General features: G+C 30.2%; 16 protein-coding genes. 6 read left to right on the forward strand and 10 right to left on the reverse strand.

Annotation, left to right across the window (positions count from 1 at the left end; all coding sequences use genetic code 11):
- The 3 genes from KO494_RS04285 to holA form a co-directional block, all read right to left on the reverse strand.
- On the reverse strand, nt 1–765 hold the full coding sequence (locus KO494_RS04285) for a GIN domain-containing protein (RefSeq protein WP_215966366.1): 765 nt from the start codon (nt 763–765) through the stop codon (nt 1–3).
- A 71-nt stretch (nt 766–836) separates the two neighbouring features.
- Nucleotides 837–1,208: a cupin domain-containing protein gene (locus KO494_RS04290; protein ID WP_252730303.1), complete on the reverse strand. Its 372-nt coding sequence runs from the start codon at nt 1,206–1,208 to the stop codon at nt 837–839.
- Between the two features lie 5 nt (nt 1,209–1,213).
- Nucleotides 1,214–2,218: a DNA polymerase III subunit delta gene (gene holA, locus KO494_RS04295; protein ID WP_215966368.1), complete on the reverse strand. Its 1,005-nt coding sequence runs from the start codon at nt 2,216–2,218 to the stop codon at nt 1,214–1,216.
- A 120-nt stretch (nt 2,219–2,338) separates the two neighbouring features.
- Here holA and KO494_RS04300 point away from each other — a divergent pair, with 120 nt between their 5' ends.
- From KO494_RS04300 to KO494_RS04310, 3 genes are all read left to right on the forward strand, one after another.
- Entirely contained in the window at nt 2,339–2,788 is a 450-nt protein-coding gene (locus KO494_RS04300) for a type I restriction enzyme HsdR N-terminal domain-containing protein (protein ID WP_215966369.1), read from the forward strand.
- A gap of 138 nt (nt 2,789–2,926) precedes the next feature.
- On the forward strand, nt 2,927–3,904 hold the full coding sequence (locus KO494_RS04305) for a glycosyltransferase family 2 protein (RefSeq protein WP_215966370.1): 978 nt from the start codon (nt 2,927–2,929) through the stop codon (nt 3,902–3,904).
- Between the two features lie 105 nt (nt 3,905–4,009).
- Nucleotides 4,010–4,897, forward strand: coding sequence for an OmpA family protein (locus KO494_RS04310; RefSeq protein WP_215966371.1), 888 nt, complete (start codon nt 4,010–4,012; stop codon nt 4,895–4,897).
- 226 nt (nt 4,898–5,123) lie between these two features.
- On the opposite strand, the gene KO494_RS04315 is transcribed toward KO494_RS04310, so the two are convergent.
- The 4 genes from KO494_RS04315 to KO494_RS04330 all read right to left on the reverse strand — a co-directional run bounded on the left by KO494_RS04315 (nt 5,124) and on the right by KO494_RS04330 (nt 7,606).
- On the reverse strand, nt 5,124–5,474 hold the full coding sequence (locus tag KO494_RS04315; protein ID WP_215966372.1) for a VOC family protein: 351 nt from the start codon (nt 5,472–5,474) through the stop codon (nt 5,124–5,126).
- A 204-nt stretch (nt 5,475–5,678) separates the two neighbouring features.
- On the reverse strand, nt 5,679–6,146 hold the full coding sequence (locus tag KO494_RS04320; RefSeq protein ID WP_215966373.1) for a DinB family protein: 468 nt from the start codon (nt 6,144–6,146) through the stop codon (nt 5,679–5,681).
- A 172-nt stretch (nt 6,147–6,318) separates the two neighbouring features.
- The gene (locus KO494_RS04325) at nt 6,319–6,906 is read right to left on the reverse strand and encodes a hypothetical protein (RefSeq protein WP_215966374.1); all 588 of its coding nucleotides are present in this window, start codon (nt 6,904–6,906) and stop codon (nt 6,319–6,321) included.
- Between the two features lie 79 nt (nt 6,907–6,985).
- A complete protein-coding gene (locus KO494_RS04330) occupies nt 6,986–7,606 on the reverse strand; it encodes an L-threonylcarbamoyladenylate synthase (RefSeq protein ID WP_215966375.1) in 621 nt (206 codons plus the stop codon).
- A 32-nt stretch (nt 7,607–7,638) separates the two neighbouring features.
- Here KO494_RS04330 and KO494_RS04335 point away from each other — a divergent pair, with 32 nt between their 5' ends.
- Complete coding sequence (locus KO494_RS04335) at nt 7,639–8,514, forward strand: alpha/beta hydrolase (RefSeq protein ID WP_303427045.1); 876 nt, start codon at nt 7,639–7,641, stop codon at nt 8,512–8,514.
- Between the two features lie 49 nt (nt 8,515–8,563).
- On the opposite strand, the gene KO494_RS04340 is transcribed toward KO494_RS04335, so the two are convergent.
- Nucleotides 8,564–10,906 carry an ATP-dependent helicase gene (locus tag KO494_RS04340; protein ID WP_215966377.1) on the reverse strand — a complete coding sequence of 781 codons (2,343 nt, stop codon included), beginning with the start codon at nt 10,904–10,906 and terminating at the stop codon, nt 8,564–8,566.
- 378 nt (nt 10,907–11,284) lie between these two features.
- Between KO494_RS04340 and KO494_RS04345 the strand changes: the two genes are divergently transcribed.
- Both KO494_RS04345 and KO494_RS04350 read left to right on the forward strand, forming a co-directional pair.
- The gene (locus tag KO494_RS04345) at nt 11,285–12,847 is read left to right on the forward strand and encodes an FMN-binding glutamate synthase family protein (RefSeq protein ID WP_215966378.1); all 1,563 of its coding nucleotides are present in this window, start codon (nt 11,285–11,287) and stop codon (nt 12,845–12,847) included.
- Nucleotides 12,848–12,939: 92 nt separating this feature from the next.
- Entirely contained in the window at nt 12,940–13,971 is a 1,032-nt protein-coding gene (locus KO494_RS04350) for a T9SS type A sorting domain-containing protein (protein ID WP_215966379.1), read from the forward strand.
- Nucleotides 13,972–14,046: 75 nt separating this feature from the next.
- Here KO494_RS04350 and KO494_RS04355 read toward each other — a convergent pair whose 3' ends face one another.
- Entirely contained in the window at nt 14,047–14,790 is a 744-nt protein-coding gene (locus KO494_RS04355) for a LytTR family DNA-binding domain-containing protein (protein ID WP_215966380.1), read from the reverse strand.
- Between the two features lie 4 nt (nt 14,791–14,794).
- Complete coding sequence (locus tag KO494_RS04360; RefSeq protein ID WP_215966381.1) at nt 14,795–17,635, reverse strand: histidine kinase; 2,841 nt, start codon at nt 17,633–17,635, stop codon at nt 14,795–14,797.
- Nucleotides 17,636–17,722: the final 87 nt, after the last annotated feature.

Raw genomic sequence — 17,722 nt, forward strand, 5'->3', positions numbered from 1 at the left:
TTAATTAATTTTAACAATCTCTACTTCTCCTATAGAAAGTCCTTTTTCTAAGGTAGCACTACCTTTATACGTAATTATAGGCTCGCCATAAGAAACTATTTTTAGTGTATTAGAAACATTACATTGGTAACTTCCATCACCATAAGCCGTAATTTTAGCCGATTTATTATTGACTTGTAAAAGATCTACAACAGATTCGCCATAACCAATAATCTTCTGGTTTTCTATGCTTCCGTTTTCTATTTTTAAATGACTTTCACCATAAATAGAGACTTTTAATTCTTTTAAGGTTACGTCTTTCATAAGGACTTGAGACGCACCATAAATATTAAAAATTATTTTATCTGAAATGATAGCATCTTCAAAATAAAAACGTTCTTCTCCTCTTAAAGAAAAGGTTTTTACTTTTTTATAATACACAATCACCTTTGCAACAGTACCTTTATAAGCTGCAACAGTTCTACTTTTAGTGCTTTTTTCTTTATCCTTTTCGGTTACTATTTTTGCATCATCCAAATATAGCTGAAGTGTTTTGCCTTTTACTTCTACATTCATTTCATCTAAAGATTCGGTAAGCATTTCTACAAGCACTTTTTCTTCTTCTCCTGTTTTGAATACTACTTCTAGGTGCGGACTAACAATTACCTTATCAAAAGATTTTACAGTAAAAGTTTTAGATTGTGCTTGAATTGTTGTGTTTTGAAAGAAAAATATTGCAGTAAAAACAAGTATTAAGTTCCTTTTGGATTTTAAAAGAGTAAGCATTGGTTTTGTTTTAAAAGTTAAATACAAACTAAAGACCAGCTATTTTTTAATCTGTTACAGTTTTTAACAAATTACTTATGCTCAACAATTAAATATACAGAAGTACTATCGCCTACATTTAATACTTCATGCTGCGTTACTTTGTCTTTACTCCAAGTAGTGCCAGTTTTAACGTGTACTGTTTTTGTGCCAGTTGTGTCTGTTATTTTAAAAGTCCCTCCTTGTAGTGTATAGCCAAAATGTGGTTGATGTTTGTGCTTTTCATGCCCTACACCAGGAGCAAATGTACACTTTAAAATGCGTAGCTTTTTGTCTTCATGAATCACTTTGCAAACACTTTCTCCTTTCCAACCTGCTTGTAAAGGGTCTGGTAAGCTATTTTTTTCTTTGCAGGACAAATTAATTATGCCAATGAATAATAATACAAATGTTATTTTTTTCATGTACATTAATTCATAATTCTCACTAACAACTCCTTAAGTAAATCTCCTTGTGATGCAGAGTTACTACCAACCCCTTTACTCTTTACATCAAATTCACGCAAGGTTGCAATAACTTGACTTACTTTTCGCATTGGGTAGTTTCTTGCTGCATTTAGATATTCATTTACAAAATAAGGATTTACTTTTAGAGCAGAAGCAACATTTCTAGGGTTTTTATCACTTAAACCATGTAAATGCAATAGTTGTGAAAAGAAGCTAAATAGCAATGAAACTGTAAGCACCATTGGGTTATCTTTTGGGTTATCTGCAAAATAAAGTGCTATTTTATGCGCTTTCATAATATTGCGCTCACCTACAGCTTTACGTAACTCAAAATTATTGTAATCTTTACTTATACCTATATTTTCTTCAATATGGTCTGGAGAAATTTCGGTTCCTTCAGGTAAAACAATTTTAAGTTTATTTAACTCATTGCTGATTTTACTTAAATCGGTTCCTAAAAACTCAACAAGCATTTGTGAAGCTTTAGGAGAAATAGTATAATTCTTTCCAGAAAGTACACGACGTATCCAGTCTGCCACTTGGTTTTCGTATAGTTTTTTACTCTCTAAAACAACACCTACTTTTTTAATTGCCTTATATAAAGCTTTACGTTTATCTATTTTTTTGTACTTATAATTAAATACTAAAACGGTTGTTGGTTGCGGATTTGCAGCATAAGCAGCCAATTTTTCTATACTTCTAGATAAGTCTTGAGCCTCTTTAACAATAACCACTTGACGTTCTGCCATCATTGGGTAGCGCTTAGCATTACTAACAATATCATCTATAGTTACATCACGACCATAAAGCACCATTTGGTTAAATCCCTTTTCTTCTTCGGCTAAAACATTAGCTTCAATATAATCAGAAACAACATCAATATAATATGCTTCTTCACCCATTAAAAAATAAATAGGTTTCAGGTTTCCTTTTTTTATGTCTATTATTAGTTGCTTAACTTCGTCCAAAGTAATTACATTTTCAAATTTCTAAAACTAAATTCCATAAGCAAAACGTTTGGAATTTGAGATTTGTAAATTGTGATTTTCAATCTGTTCGTTTACCTTTGAAAAAACTCAAATTCTGTAATGCAAGAGCTTAACTTTTCAAAGTTTTCGTTTCGTTTCAAAAATAGCGAAAATAAAACGCTTATTTATGATGAAATACGCAAAAAATTTGTGGTTTTACAACCTGAAGAATGGGTAAGACAACATTGCGTTCAATATTTAATGCAAGAAAAAGGTTTTCCTAAATCTTTAATAAACGTAGAAAAAGAACTAAAGATTAACAACTTACGCAAACGGTATGATATTGTTGTTTTTAATCCTGACGGAAGTATACATTTAATTGTAGAATGTAAAGCAGCTAAAATTAAAATTGACCAAAGTACTTTTGATCAAATTGCACGATATAATTTGGCTCTTAATGCAACCTTTTTAATGGTTACTAACGGAATTAATCATTATTATTGCGAAATGGATTTTGAAGCAGAACGCTATCATTTTTTAAAAAATATACCTGATTATAATAGGTATTAGGTATTAGGTATTAGGTATTAGGTATTAGGTATTAGGTATTAGGTATTAGGTATTAGGTATTAGGTATTAGGTATTAGGTATTAGGTAAAAATAAATAATCACGTATTGGTAATACCTCTTTTAAATTTATAAATAACTTTGAAAATAGCAGTAGTCATATTAAATTGGAACGGAAAAAAACTTCTAGAAAAGTTTTTACCGTCAGTTGTTACCTATTCACAAGAAGCTACAATATACGTAGCAGATAATGCTTCAACAGATAATTCTGTAGATTTTGTAAAAACAAATTACCCAGAAATTAAAATCATTGAAAACACAGAAAATGGAGGTTATGCAAAAGGATACAACCAAGCATTACAGCATGTAGAAGAAGATATTTTTTGCCTTTTAAATAGCGATATTGAAGTTACTAAAAATTGGCTCACTCCTATTCTTCAAGAATTTAATACCAATCTAGAAACGTCTATAATTCAACCAAAAATTTTAGACTACAAAAACAAAAATTATTTTGAGTATGCTGGAGCTGCAGGCGGTTTTATAGATAAATATGGCTATCCTTATTGCAGAGGTAGAATATTTGACACCATTGAAAAAGACCAAAATCAATATCAAAACACCACTATTTTTTGGGCTTCTGGAGCCTGTTTTTTTATTAAAAAAGAAGTGTTTAACACCTTAAAAGGTTTTGATGAAAGCTTTTTTGCTCATATGGAAGAAATAGATTTATGCTGGAAAGCCTTTAATTTAAACTACAAAACAAAATATATTGGCCAATCTATAGTATACCACGTTGGTGGTGCTACTTTACAAAATACCAACCCTAAAAAAACCTACCTTAACTTTAGAAACAGTTTATTTACTTTAACAAAAAATGCTTCAGGCATATTATTCTTTTTAATACTTACAAGACTGCTACTAGATGGTGTTGCTGCCATCATGTTTTTATTTCAATTTAAATTTACACATATCCTTGCAATATTTAAAGCGCATTTTAGTTATTATGTTGCATTACCAAGATTATTAAAAGAACGAAGAGAAATTCTGAATAAAAAAGTATACTACCAAACCAAATCTATAGTTTGGTCTTACTATATTCAAGGAAATAAGATATTTTAATTGTTTATAAAAATGTTAAAATTTTTGTTAACAGTTGATTTTAGTACAATTCTTTTGCATAATTTTGATATGTTAAATTAAACTATTTAATCTATTCATTATATTATGAAAAAAATGTTATTATTAAGTGCATCAGCACTACTGCTTTTAAGTTCATGTGTATCAAAAAAAGAATTCACTGCTTTAGAAGCCAAACAAAAGGAAACTCAAGATTTATTAAATACTGCAACTGTTAAATTAAACTCATGTCTAGAAGACAAATCTGCTGTTAGCGCACGAGTAGCTGCATTACAAGATCAGTTAGCTAATTTAAAAGAAACAAACAAAGATTTAATACAAACCACACAAGGGATGACTGTTTTAACCACAAAAGGAGCAGAAAACCTTGAAAAATCACTAGAAAGCTTAAAAGAAAAAGATCTTAAAATTTCTAGATTACAAGATGCTTTAACTAAAAAAGATAGTGTTACACTAGCCTTAGTAACTAGTTTAAAGAAAGAAGTTGGTTTAGATGACGAAGACATTCAAATTAACGTAGAAAAAAGCGTTGTTTTTATATCTTTATCAGACAAATTATTGTTTAAAACAGGTAGCTACAACATTTCTGCAAGAGCAAATGAAATCTTAGCTAAGGTTGCAAAAGTAATTAATAGCAAACCTAACTTTGAAGCTATGGTAGAAGGGCATACAGACAACGTACCTTACACCAGAGAAGTATTAGTAGACAACTGGGATTTAAGTGTAAAACGTAGTACATCTATTGTAAGAGCATTACAAAACTTAGGCGTAAAACCAGAACAATTAATTGCAGCAGGACGTGGTGACCACTTACCATTAGTACCAAATGATACTGCAGAAAACAGAGCAATTAACAGAAGAACAAAAATTTATATTCTTCCAAAAATCGATCAGTTTTACGAAATGATTGAAACAGAAATGAAAGCGCTTTCTGAAGATTCTCAAGCTTCTGAAGGTACTCAAGAAAAAGAATAATTTTTTTTAAAATATTTGTATTAAAAGCTCAACTTTAGGTTGGGCTTTTTTTATGGCGTTACCCTACTTCGCTAAAAAGCTACGTAGCGTCAGGCTTTCAAGGCTCGCTATCAAAGATGAGCTCAAACAAACCTTTCAATCCTTAACGCAATTACATCCTGTTTTGTCTTTCATTATGTAGTAATGTATTTAAACAAATCTCTACTTTGGTAAGAAAAAGCACAAACTAAGCGTCATAACTCCAAACAGCAAGTTCATTACCAGAAGGATCTAAAAACTGAAAACGTTTTCCGCCAGGAAAAGAAAAAGTATCTACGCTAATTTTACCCTTAGCGGCAATAATTTGTTGTTTTATAACTTCTAAATTATCATGATATAAAACCACTAAAACACCATTTACAATTTCCGTATCTGTTTTTTCAAAACCTCCTGCTATTCCACTATCAGAAAACGCAACATATGTTGCTCCATAATCTGTAAAAGACCAACCAAATACTGTTGTATAAAAAGCTTTTATTTCTTCTAAATCTTTGGCTTTAAATTCTATGTAGTTTATGTGCTTGTTAGTTGGTTTCATGATATTTTTATAACGGTCTTGTATAACCGTTAGTTACAGGTTAAATTAGCGTTTATTTTTGGTTTGGCACAGACTTTAGCAATTCCTCGTGGATTGAGACGTAGTCGAATCTGCCAACTAGAGCGTAGCGACCGATGAACACCTTAAACAAAATGGACAACAGTGAATAAATTGCGGTTATACATTGTTGATTGTAGTGTTTTTTCAATCCCAAATGTTGGGTCTATCAATATTCATTGCTCTTAAATAAGACAGGAATTGTCCTGCGTGAACTGATTCGTGATATCCAATACGTAACAAATATTTTGCAAGGATTTTCTTATCTCCATTTCCAGGATGAACAATTTCGGTTTCGTTTAATTCCTTATCCGAAAAATGCGCAATACTTTCTAAAAAAGTTTTTCTAAAAGGCTCAGCAAATTCAAGTTCATCTTTTAGGTTTATAAATGGTCGGTTTTCCCAAGGTGTTTTATAATTAGTCAAATCTCCTTTATTAATAATAATATTCCATCCATAATCAGCCTCTAAAACGTGTCGTATCATTTCTGATGCACTCATTGCTTTTCGGTCAGGTTTCCAATTATAATACTTCTCAGGTAGTCCATTCCAAAGTTTTATACTTCTTCTCCTTATTTCTTTGAAATTTAAAATTATAAGTTCAGATTGGTTCATTTTATTTTTATCAAGAATGTAGTTTTACATTACAGCCAAAGTGTTTGTATATGGTTTGTTGCGTGGTTTAGCACGTAATTTAGCAAATAAAAACCGAATAGAAAATCTGTGAGGATTTTCGTGAGTAGGCTAGAATTAGCAATAAATTATATACATTGTTGCCAACTGGTTTTTATTTATTCAGTTTTATTTTCTTTTTATTTTCGTAACGAAACTCATACAATACCTTTAATTCATTCGCAATTTTTTCTTTCCATTCCTCAATTTTTTTTTCATTTTGTCCGCCTTCAGTTTCCTTAATCAATTCTAAACGACTCTCTGAAAATTCAGTCATAATTTCGTTGTTGATTTGACTTATTATATCAAATCCTTTTGCAATTTTTTTCTTATTCTCTAGTGCTCGTTTTCTAAATTTTCTTGCGTGTATTTCGGCAAGGTCAAACTGCATCTGTTGAAAATCAATTTGCTTTTGAATTTCAGCAACTTTTGTTGTGTCAATCCAAGAGGCATTTCCAAGAAAGATGTTTTCTATTTTTTGATTTAGATTTCGTTTCATAAAGTCAAATCCACCAATTGCGTGTGAAATCATAAATTGACTATAAACAGCATCATTATTGTCATCGCTGATTTTGATTTTAAAATCATCAATTGTTAATTTATGTTCAGAACTCCATCGCTTCTGTCCTTCTTGTAGGCTTTGTCCAAATGTTAGATTCATTGAACCAATTATCAAAATCAGCCCTATTATTATTTTATTCATATAGTTTTTCTCAACTTGTTGGCAACTCTTATATACTATTGTACTCTTAATTAAAATAACTATTCATGCATGTTAGCATTTACAATATATCAAGACTTCCTTTTCCTTCTCTAACAATAATTGGGTCTCCTTCAGAAAAATCAATAATCGTAGAAGCTTCATTATCTCCATAACCACCATCAATTACTAAATCAACAAGATTGTCCCATTTTTCTAAAATAAGTTCAGGATCTGTAGTATACTCTAAAATAGTATCTTCATCACGAATAGAAGTAGAAACAATTGGGTTACCCAACTCTTTTACAATTTCTAAAGCAATATTGTTATTTGGCACACGAATACCTACCGTTTTTTTCTTTTTAAAAACAACAGGCAAACTTTTTGCACCAGGCAGAATAAAAGTATAAGGTCCTGGTAATGCCCTTTTTAATATTTTAAAAGTAGAAGAATCTATTTGCTTCACGTAATCACTTAAATTACTTAAATCCTGACAAATAAATGAAAAATTTGCCTTTTCCAGCTTTACTCCTTTTATTCTAGCTATTCGTTCTAAAGCTTTGGTATTAGTAATATCGCAACCTAAACCATAAACAGTATCTGTAGGATAAATAATTAACCCTCCTTTTTTTAAAACATCAACAACCCTTCTAATCATCTTACTATTAGGGTTTTCCTCATAAATCTTTATAAATTGCGCCATAATAAGTATCTTTAAAAAACGTTTACAAAGTAATTAAATTATTTTTCATGAAAACCATCTATAAAACTTTATTCATTCTTTCTTTACTTTTTTTTACATTTTCATGTGATAATACAGATGAAAACGGCAATACAAATAACGAGCAATTAGCATATTATGAAGAATTAGATATTGCTTATGGTACAGATAGCAATCAAGTATTTGATTTATACCTTCCTGAAAACCGAACAGAAGACACTAAAGTTATACTATTAATTCATGGTGGAGGATGGACTTCTGGAGACAAAGAAGATATGAATGAATTTAAAAACTATATTTTACAAAACCTACCTGATATTGCTGTGGTTAATATAAATTACAGATTAGCAAACCAAACCACACAGGCATACCCAATGCAAATAAATGATATTACAACAGTTGTAAATTATTTAAAAAACAGACAAAGTGAATATGTAATTTCTGATGACTTAGGATTTGTTGGTGCTAGTGCTGGCGCACACTTATCTATGCTTTGGAGCTATGCCTTTGACACAGACCAACAAACAAAAATGGTTTGTAGCATTGTTGGTCCTACAGACTTTACAGACCCTGCATACATGAATAGTACAGACCCTATACTACAAGCTATTTTAAGTACCTATGGTGTAGATACTTCTACTGCATTTCTAGAAGAAGTGAGTCCGTATCACCAAGTAACAGCATCTGCTCCTCCTACTATTTTATTTTATGGAGGTCAAGACCCATTAATACCAACAACTCAAGGTACTGTTTTAAAAGACAAGTTAGAAGACCTTGGTGTTATACATGATTTTACACTGTATGAAAACGAAGGTCATGGGTGGACAGGGTTAAACTTAATAGATACTACTATTAAACTACATACTTTTATTGAAGCGCATTTAAATTAATAAACAGCTTTAAATATATAATTTCTTTAAAAAAATAATACTAAAGTAGCTATCCTACAACTTCTAGTTTAGCAAAGCGAAGCAATAGTTTTTTAACTCCACCTGTTGCAAACTTAATTTCTGCTTTTACATCTGCTCCTGCTCCTTCAATTTTTAAAACCTCTCCTTTACCAAAACGCATGTGTTTTACAATACTACCAACTCTTAACTCACCATCAAACAAGTTTGTGTTTTCATTAGTAGTGGTACTTGTTTTACTAACAGGTTTTAAATTTTTTGGCGTAGAAAGTTTAAATTGTTCAGGTTCTTTTTTTGTAGCTCCTTTTTTCTTAAAAGTAAGTTCTTTAGGTTTTTTAAATCTAATTTTATTAGGCTCTACATCTCCAAAAATATCAGCAGAAAGCATAGGGTTTATACGTCTTTCGTCTTTAGGTGTTAGGTTTTCTACAAAAGCATCATCTATTTCTTCTATAAAACGACTAGGCTCTGAGTCTACTAATTTTCCCCAGCGATAACGAGATAAAGCATACGTTAAATATGCTTGTTTTTCTGCTCTTGTAAGCGCTACGTAAAACAAACGTCTTTCTTCTTCTAACTCGCTACGTGTATTCATACTCATAGCACTTGGAAATAAATCTTCTTCTAAACCAACAATAAATACATTGTTAAACTCTAGTCCTTTTGCCAAGTGAATAGTCATTAATGCTACGTGATCTGCATCACCTTTATCTGCATCTAAATCTGTAGCAAGTGCTACATCTTCTAAAAATTCTGCTAAAGAATCACCAGCATCTGCCAGTTCCATTTGTCCTTCAACAAAATCTTTAATACCATTTAAAAGTTCTTGTACGTTATCTAAACGCGTAATACCTTCTGGTGTTCCGTCTTTATTAAATTCTCTAATTAATCCGCTAGACTTGGTAACATGCTCTGCTAAATCAAAAGCATTAGCGGTTTTATTCATTACTTGGTAGCTTTCAATTAGAGTTACAAAATCACGCAACTTGTTTTTTGTTCCGTTATTAATATTTATAGATACTTTATCTAAATTTTGTAGTATTTCAAAAATTGTTTTACCGTATTTATTAGCTGCTACCATTAGCCTATCAATGGTAGTTTGCCCAATTCCTCTTGCAGGATAATTAATAATACGTTTTAAAGCTTCTTCATCTGCAGGATTAAGAATTAAACGTAAATAAGCAGTAACATCTTTTATTTCTTTACGTTGGTAAAAAGATAAACCACCATAAATTTGGTATGGTATATCACGTTTACGTAGAGCATCTTCAATAGAACGTGATTGTGCATTGGTACGATATAAAACAGCAAAGTCACTATTATGTTGCTGCTTGTTCATTTTTTCATCCCAAATGGTTCCTGCTACGTAACGCCCTTCATCTCCATCGGTTAATGAACGGTGTATTTTCACTTTTTCACCTTCGTCATTTGCTGTCCAAACAACTTTATCTAATTTGGTTTTATTGTGTTCAATTACAGAGTTTGCTGCACCAACAATATTTTTTGTAGAACGGTAATTTTGTTCTAGTCGGTACATTTGTACATCTTGGTAATCTTTCTGGAAATTTAAAATATTATTAATATTAGCACCACGAAAGGCATAAATACTTTGAGCATCATCACCAACCACACATATATTTTGAAAACGGTCTGCTAATGCACGAACAATTAGGTATTGCGAGTGGTTTGTATCTTGGTACTCATCTACTAATATATAACGAAACTTATCTTGATACTGCGCTAAAACATTAGGAAAACGAGTTAACAACTCATTGGTACGAAGCAATAAGTCATCAAAATCCATTGCTCCTGCTTTAAAGCATCTATCTACATATTCTTTATAGATTTCTCCTATTTTAGGGCGCCTAGCCATAAGATCGGCTTCCATTAATTCTGGATTTTTAAAGTATGCTTTTACGGTTATAAGGTTATTTTTATAAGAAGAAATTCTACTATAAATCTGTTTGGTTTTATAAACATCTTTATCTAGGTTCATTTCTTTAATAATAGATCCCATTAAACGTTGAGAATCTTGTGTATCATAAATAGTGAAGTTACTAGGAAAGCCTAAATGATGTCCTTCAAAGCGTAAAATTTTAGCAAATACAGAGTGAAAGGTTCCCATCCATAAATTTTTAGCTTCATTACCAACAATATCAGCAATACGCTCTTTCATTTCACGCGCTGCTTTATTGGTAAAGGTTAAAGCTAATATGTTAAAAGAGTCTACACCTTGACTCATAAGATATGCAATTCTATAGGTAAGCACTCTAGTTTTACCAGAACCTGCTCCTGCAATTACTATCATAGGACCATCTTTTTGAATGGTTGGTGCTAATTGTGCTTCGTTTAATTGACTTAAATACTTCTCCAAATCTCTTCCATTTTATAAAGCGTGAAAATAATCAATCCCTAGGTTTTTATGCTTCCTAATTATTAAAAATTATAAACAATTATTAATTAAATAAAGCTGCGCTTTTTGGGTGTTCCGTTTTAATTATTTTTTAATAGCGATTTGACTATCCTTTAAATTTTTAAAATATAAAACCTATTTGATAATTGTAATAGATTTAAATCATTACTTCCTTTATCTATTTCTTGAAAAGAAGCAGATTTATTTATGTAAATCCTTAGTAGAATTAAAATTACAAGTCTAATCTCATCGATTTCTGTAAACTTAAAAATGGTTTTTTTACTTTTTATAAAGCACATACCCTTTTAATTTATATTTTTGAATAAACAATATATTTACATGGATACAATTCTCAATTTTTTAAGTTCAATATCTTGGTGGATGTGGATAATCATCGTTTTAGTATTAGTAGCAATTCGCGATGTTTTATTTCAAAAAGCTCATACAATAAGTCATAATTTTCCAGTTATTGGTCATTTTAGATATATACTTGAAAAAATTGGTCCTGAATTAAGACAATATCTAGTTGCTAATAACAGAGAAGAATTACCATTTAATAGAATTGAGCGTGGTTGGATTTATGCTTCGGCAAAAAAAGAAAACAACTACGAAGGTTTTGGTACAGATAGAGATATTTATGCACACCAGCACATCTTTATTAATAACGCTATGATGCCATTTCAAATACCAAAAAACCATCCAAATAATGAAAACCATTGCTTTTTGCCATGTGCAAAAGTAATGGGAGAATTTAATAAACGTAAAAAACCGTTTAGACCAGGATCTGTAATTAATGTTTCTGCAATGAGTTTTGGGTCGTTATCTGCAAAAGCAGTAGAATCTTTAAATAAAGGTGTTAAAATGGCTGGAGCTTACCATAATACTGGTGAAGGAGGCTTATCTCCTTACCACAGTAATGGTGGTGACGTTATTTTTCATTTTGGAACAGGGTATTTTGGTGTTCGTGCTGCAGATGGTGGTTTTTCTATGGAAAAAATGCTAAAATTAGTAGAAGAAAACCCCTTTATACGTGCCATTGAAGTTAAACTTTCACAAGGAGCTAAACCTGGAAAAGGAGGCGTTTTGCCTGGAGCAAAAATTACTCCTGAAATTGCTAAAATTAGAGGTGTTGAAGTTGGCAAAGATGTGCTCTCTCCTCCAAATCATAAAGCATTTAGTAATGTACCTGAAATGGTAGATTTTATAGAGTTAATTGCCGAAAAAACGGGATTACCTGTTGGTATAAAAGCTGCTATTGGTAAATTAGAACAATGGGAAGAACTTGCAGATATTATGAAAGCTACCGGAAAAGGTCCTGATTTTATTACTGTAGATGGTGGTGAAGGTGGTACTGGAGCTGCTCCTCCAAGTTTTGCCGATCATGTAAGCTTACCTTGGGTTTACGGTTTTGGTGACTTATATAAGTTATTTCAAAGAAAAGGTTTAAGTGAGCGTATTGTTTTTATTGGTAGTGGTAAACTAGGTTTTCCTGCCAAAGCAGCAATGGCTTTTGCAATGGGTGCAGACTGTATAAATGTTGCAAGAGAAGCCATGATGAGTATTGGTTGTATTCAAGCACAAGTATGCCATACAAACAAATGTCCAAGTGGTGTTGCCACACAAAGTAAATGGTTGCAAAATGGTATTGACCCTACTCTAAAATCTGCACGATTAGCGCAATATTTTAAAACCTTTAGAAAAGAATTTATAGAAATTACACATGCTGCTGGTTATGAGCATCCTTGCAAGTTTACAATGAATGATATTGAAGTAAATGTAGATGACCACAATTTATCTAAAGAATTAAGCAGAACTTATGGGTATGAAAAAACTCCTGTGCCATTTAAGGGTATGCAAAGCTTGAAAGACTGTGCTTACTTAGGTGGAAAAAACGCAAATTAAAATTGTTATTAAGTAATATTGCGTTTTAATAAAATTATTAGATTTTAAATAGTTTTTTATTATTTTTGAATAAACAGCTATAAATCAATAATATGACAAAAAAACTACTTTTACTCGCAACAGTATTATTTTCATTACTATCCTTTTCTCAAAATGAAATTTTATTAGTAACAGATAATAATTTTGACACAACAGATAATACTTCGTTCTACAATTCTATATTAACTACTACATACACAGAGGTTACTTTGCATGACACCAATAGTAGTGGACTTCCTACTGCAACACAACTAAGTAATTATGATTTAGTTATTTGGTTTAGTGGTGATGATGGCTACCAACTTAATTTTTGGTCAAACGGAAATGCAGGTAACACAGTACTTACCAATTATCTAGATAATGGTGGAAAATTATGGATGATTGGAAGCGATATTATTTACGAAATGTATGGTAGTGCTCCAGCAACCTTTAGCTCTGGAGAATTTATGTATGATTATGCTTGGTTAGCATCTTATGACATGCAAACTTTTGTAGATGATGGAGGTTTAGGTGTAGCACAAATTGATAGAAACAGCAATGTAAACACAGATTATCCTAGTCCGCTTACGTGGATTTTTCCTACCATATACTATATTGATGGTGTAACACCAAGAGAAAACGGAATTAGTGTTTATGAATTTGGACCAGCAACATATCCTAATGCTGGAGAAATTACTATGAGTTTTTATGAAAACAGCACCTTTAGCGTTATGTCTACTTTGTTTAACCCTACAAGTATAGATACTTCTACAACTGTGGGTAGACTTACACCTAATAATGATTTAGATTTCTTTATTCAGGCAACTCTAGACCACATATTTGCTAGTTCTTTATCTATTAACGACAACAACCTTACTAACAATACACTACAAACACATCCTAACCCAAGTCAAGATTATTTTAATATCTCTTTTGATAATGATGTTTTACTGTACAAAGATTTTGAACTATATTCTATTATTGGAAAAGTGGTATTAAAAGGAAAACTTACTCATTTTACAACAAGAGTTTCTACTAAAAACTTAGCTAAAGGCTCTTACTTTTTAAAGATTGGTAGTATCACTAAAAAAATTATTAAGTACTAACCTATTTAACTAACGTAAATACATATTATAGCTCTTTAATTTTTTAAAGAGCTATTTTTTTTCAACGTTTTAAGCTTAACTAAACAAACTTAAAAAAGCTTTTTTGTTTGTTTTAGATATAGGTACACGATAATTATTATCAAGAACAATATAGCCTTCGTTTTCAAAATGTCTAACTTTTTCCAGATTAATAATATGTGATTTATGGCATTTAAAAAATGTAGTATTTAGTAGTTTTTCAAACTTACCTAAATTATAAGAGCTTGTAATTGTAGTACTGTTTATTAAGTGAATTTTGGTGTAGCCTTCATAGCCTTCTAAGTGTAAAACCTCATCTTGTGGTATAAAAGAAACTCCTTTTTGTGTTGGCACAATAATCTTATTGTTTTTAGAGATGCTTTCTTCTAACAAACGCACAAGTTTTAAATTGTTTTCACTTTCGTTTTTTAATTTAATAATATCTAAAGCTTTTTTTACGGCTTTCACTAAATCTTCATTGTCTATAGGTTTTAATACATAATCAACGGCATTTTTTTTAAATGCTTCAAGAGCATATTCATTATAAGCAGTTACAAAAATCACTTGAAAATTTACCTCTTTTAGTCTAGAAAGTAGTTCAAAGCCATTAATTCTAGGCATTTCAATATCTAAGAACAAAATATTTAATTCGTGATCATTAAGGGCTTGTATAGCTTCTTCTGGTTTTTGATAAACTCCAGAAATGTGAATATTAGGAAATAAAGTTTCAATCTTGCGTTGTAAACTTTTTAAGTTTGAAATCTCATCATCTACCAATATAGCCCTTATATTATTATGCATTCTTTTATTTTTTTTTAATTAAAAACACCGATCTATTTCCTTTATCTAATTTATTTGCATGTAATTCTTCTACACTATAAGTAATCTCCCATTTTTCAGAGTAATTTAAAAAATGTAATCTATCTTTTAAAACGTTTGAAGATTTAACATCTTTATTTTGTCTTTTTTTAGTATTTACAAAACCTACACCATCATCAATAATTTCGACTTTAAATGTTTGCGCATCTATATAAAGAAAATTTAGTGTTACTAACCCGTTTTCTAATTTATTAAAAACACCATGATTTACAGCATTTTCAACTATAGGTTGCAATAACATAGTTGGTATTTTTGTGTTTTGCACATTTAATTTAGGGTCTACATAAATGGTAAAACTAAGTTTTTCTTTAAAACGAAGTTTTTCAATTTCTAAATAGTTTTTAAGCAAGCTTACTTCTGTTGCTAAGGTTATTTCGTTTTCTTTAGAAAGCGCAAAGAACTGACGAATTAGTTTTGAAAATTTTACCAGATACAACTCTGAAGCTTCAAAATTATTTTCACCTATATAATATTGTATTGCAGATAGGGAGTTAAACACAAAATGCGGATTCATTTGAGACCTAAGTGCTTTAAGCTGTAATTCGCTTAAGCGTTTATCTTCAAATATTTTTTTGTTTTTATTAAACTGAGAGCGTTTTACAAAATACCTAGAAATTAATGCTACCAATACTACACCTAAAAACACCACAAAAGCCTTAAACCAAAAGGTTTGCCACCACAATGGCTTAATTGTAAAGCATATTTGTTTTTTTATAGAATTAGCATCTATATATAAAATGTATTCTCCTGGAGCTAGATTATTAAAACTAAAATTATTGGCTGTGGTGGTTGTAAAATCTGTTTGTATAGGTTCTAATTTATAATTATAAGTAAACGCTTCTCCTTTTGAAGAAAAGTCTATATTAGATATAGTGAAGTTTAAATTATTATTCTTTTCATAAAAAAACACAGAATTATTGTCTGAAATATCCTGATTATTATACCTAGCTTTTTCAATATAAACATCTAATAACTGGGAATTTTCATTGCTGTTTTTTGGTAAAATTGCAATACCATTATTTGTACCAACTATCAGGTTTGTATCATCTGCATATATACTATTAATGTGGTTTGTTGGCAAACCATCATTTAATGTAAAGTGTTTTAATAGCTCAAAATTATTGTCTTTATACTTAAATTTTAAAACACCATTATTGGTTGCTAGCCACAATATTTTATTATTTATAAAAGCCTCTTCAACTATTAAAAAATCTGTTGCAGGCAAAGGTTTTATGGTTTCTAAGTCTGAAACAAATGAACCAAAACCATCTGTATTAATCAATATATGAGAATTATCTATTTTTTTTAAACTTAAAATAGATTTGCTAAACGTTTTATTTTTAAAAACTACTGTTTGTAGTGAATCGTTATTAATTTCTTTTAATCCGTTTGTTGTTGCTACTAACAATCGGTCTTTAAAACTTAAAACATCATTAGATCCTTTTTGTCTAAACTCTTTTTTAACCCTTAAAGATTTGGAATCTAACCGATTTATTCCGAATGAAAAATTTCCATAAATTTCACCTTTAAAGTAAACAAACTTACGTCCTATTTCATTTGTCACCATTTCTAATTTGCGTAATTCAGAAATATCTATACTTGTTTTTACATTATTTACTTCTTTAATTAAAGTGTTTTCAAAAGAATAAAAATTAGTCTGTATTTCTTGTAATTGGCTTGCTTCAAAAATATAATCATCCCGTTTAATGAATTCTTGAAAGGATTTTTCTTTTTTATTGTAGGTATAAAATCCTTTTTCATAAACTCCAACTACTAAATTACTATCAATAACATTGAAGCTTTGAATTTTTTCATTCAGTAATTCATATTTCACCTGTTTTTTTACAGCAGGTAATTTATAAACTCCATTATTAAAGGTTGCTAACCAAATGGTATTTTGCTTATCTATAAAACCAAAATGAGCTTGTATGTTTTTTGGAAAAAAATAAGGGTTTAGTATTTCAAAATGATCATCTAGTTTAGCAACAAAACCATTTCCAGAAACTTGTAATGTATCATTTACCATATTCATTCTAAGATACTTTACATCTTTAACTCCTATAGTTTCTAATAAATTTGTTTTTTTAAATTTTTGAGTATTTAAATTAAGTACAAAATAACTACTATTGGTTGCACTAAAAAACAAACTATCATTTAACTGACCTCTAGAACCCGTTTTTCCATAAATTTCTGAAGTAAAAATAGACGCTACCTTGTTGTTTTTTTTATCATATATATCTAGTAGATCTTTAGCATTAAAAAAAAGACTTGAAATAGTACTATGTCTTATTTTTATTCTATCTCTATTATTTATATTAATAAAAGGAAAAATGCTTTCACTAACCCATTGGTTATTTTTTAAAGCGAATGTTTTTCTAGGCTCTGTTGGATATATAGAATCTCCAACCTGTGATGTAAATAATGGATTAATTATTTCATCTTTATTTTTATTAGGAAACGAAATAACAGTATCATTTTCTACATAACCAAGTTTTGCTGTTTTAGAAAGGTACCACACCTTACCATCTGAAGTTGTAAAAGCATCCCAAACATCATTAATTGGCAATCCGTTTTTAGTAGAAATAGTTTTAAAAGTTTTACCATCATACTTTACCATTCCTTTATCTGTTAAAAACCAAATAAAGCCCTTAGCATCTTGTACAATGGTATATACATGATTACTTGGCAAACCATCTTTTGTAGAGTAATTAGTGAATTGTTGTGCAAATGAAATAGCTACCGGAAAACTTACAAACAAAATAAGCATATACCGCTTTGCGGTACTTTCAGTTTTTTTAAAAAAAATAAGAAACATAGAAAAAAAACTCCATAGCAAGATTAAAAATATCGCAAT

It is taken from the genome of Lacinutrix sp. C3R15 (assembly GCF_018860825.1).
Classification (GTDB): Bacteria; Bacteroidota; Bacteroidia; order Flavobacteriales; family Flavobacteriaceae; genus Oceanihabitans.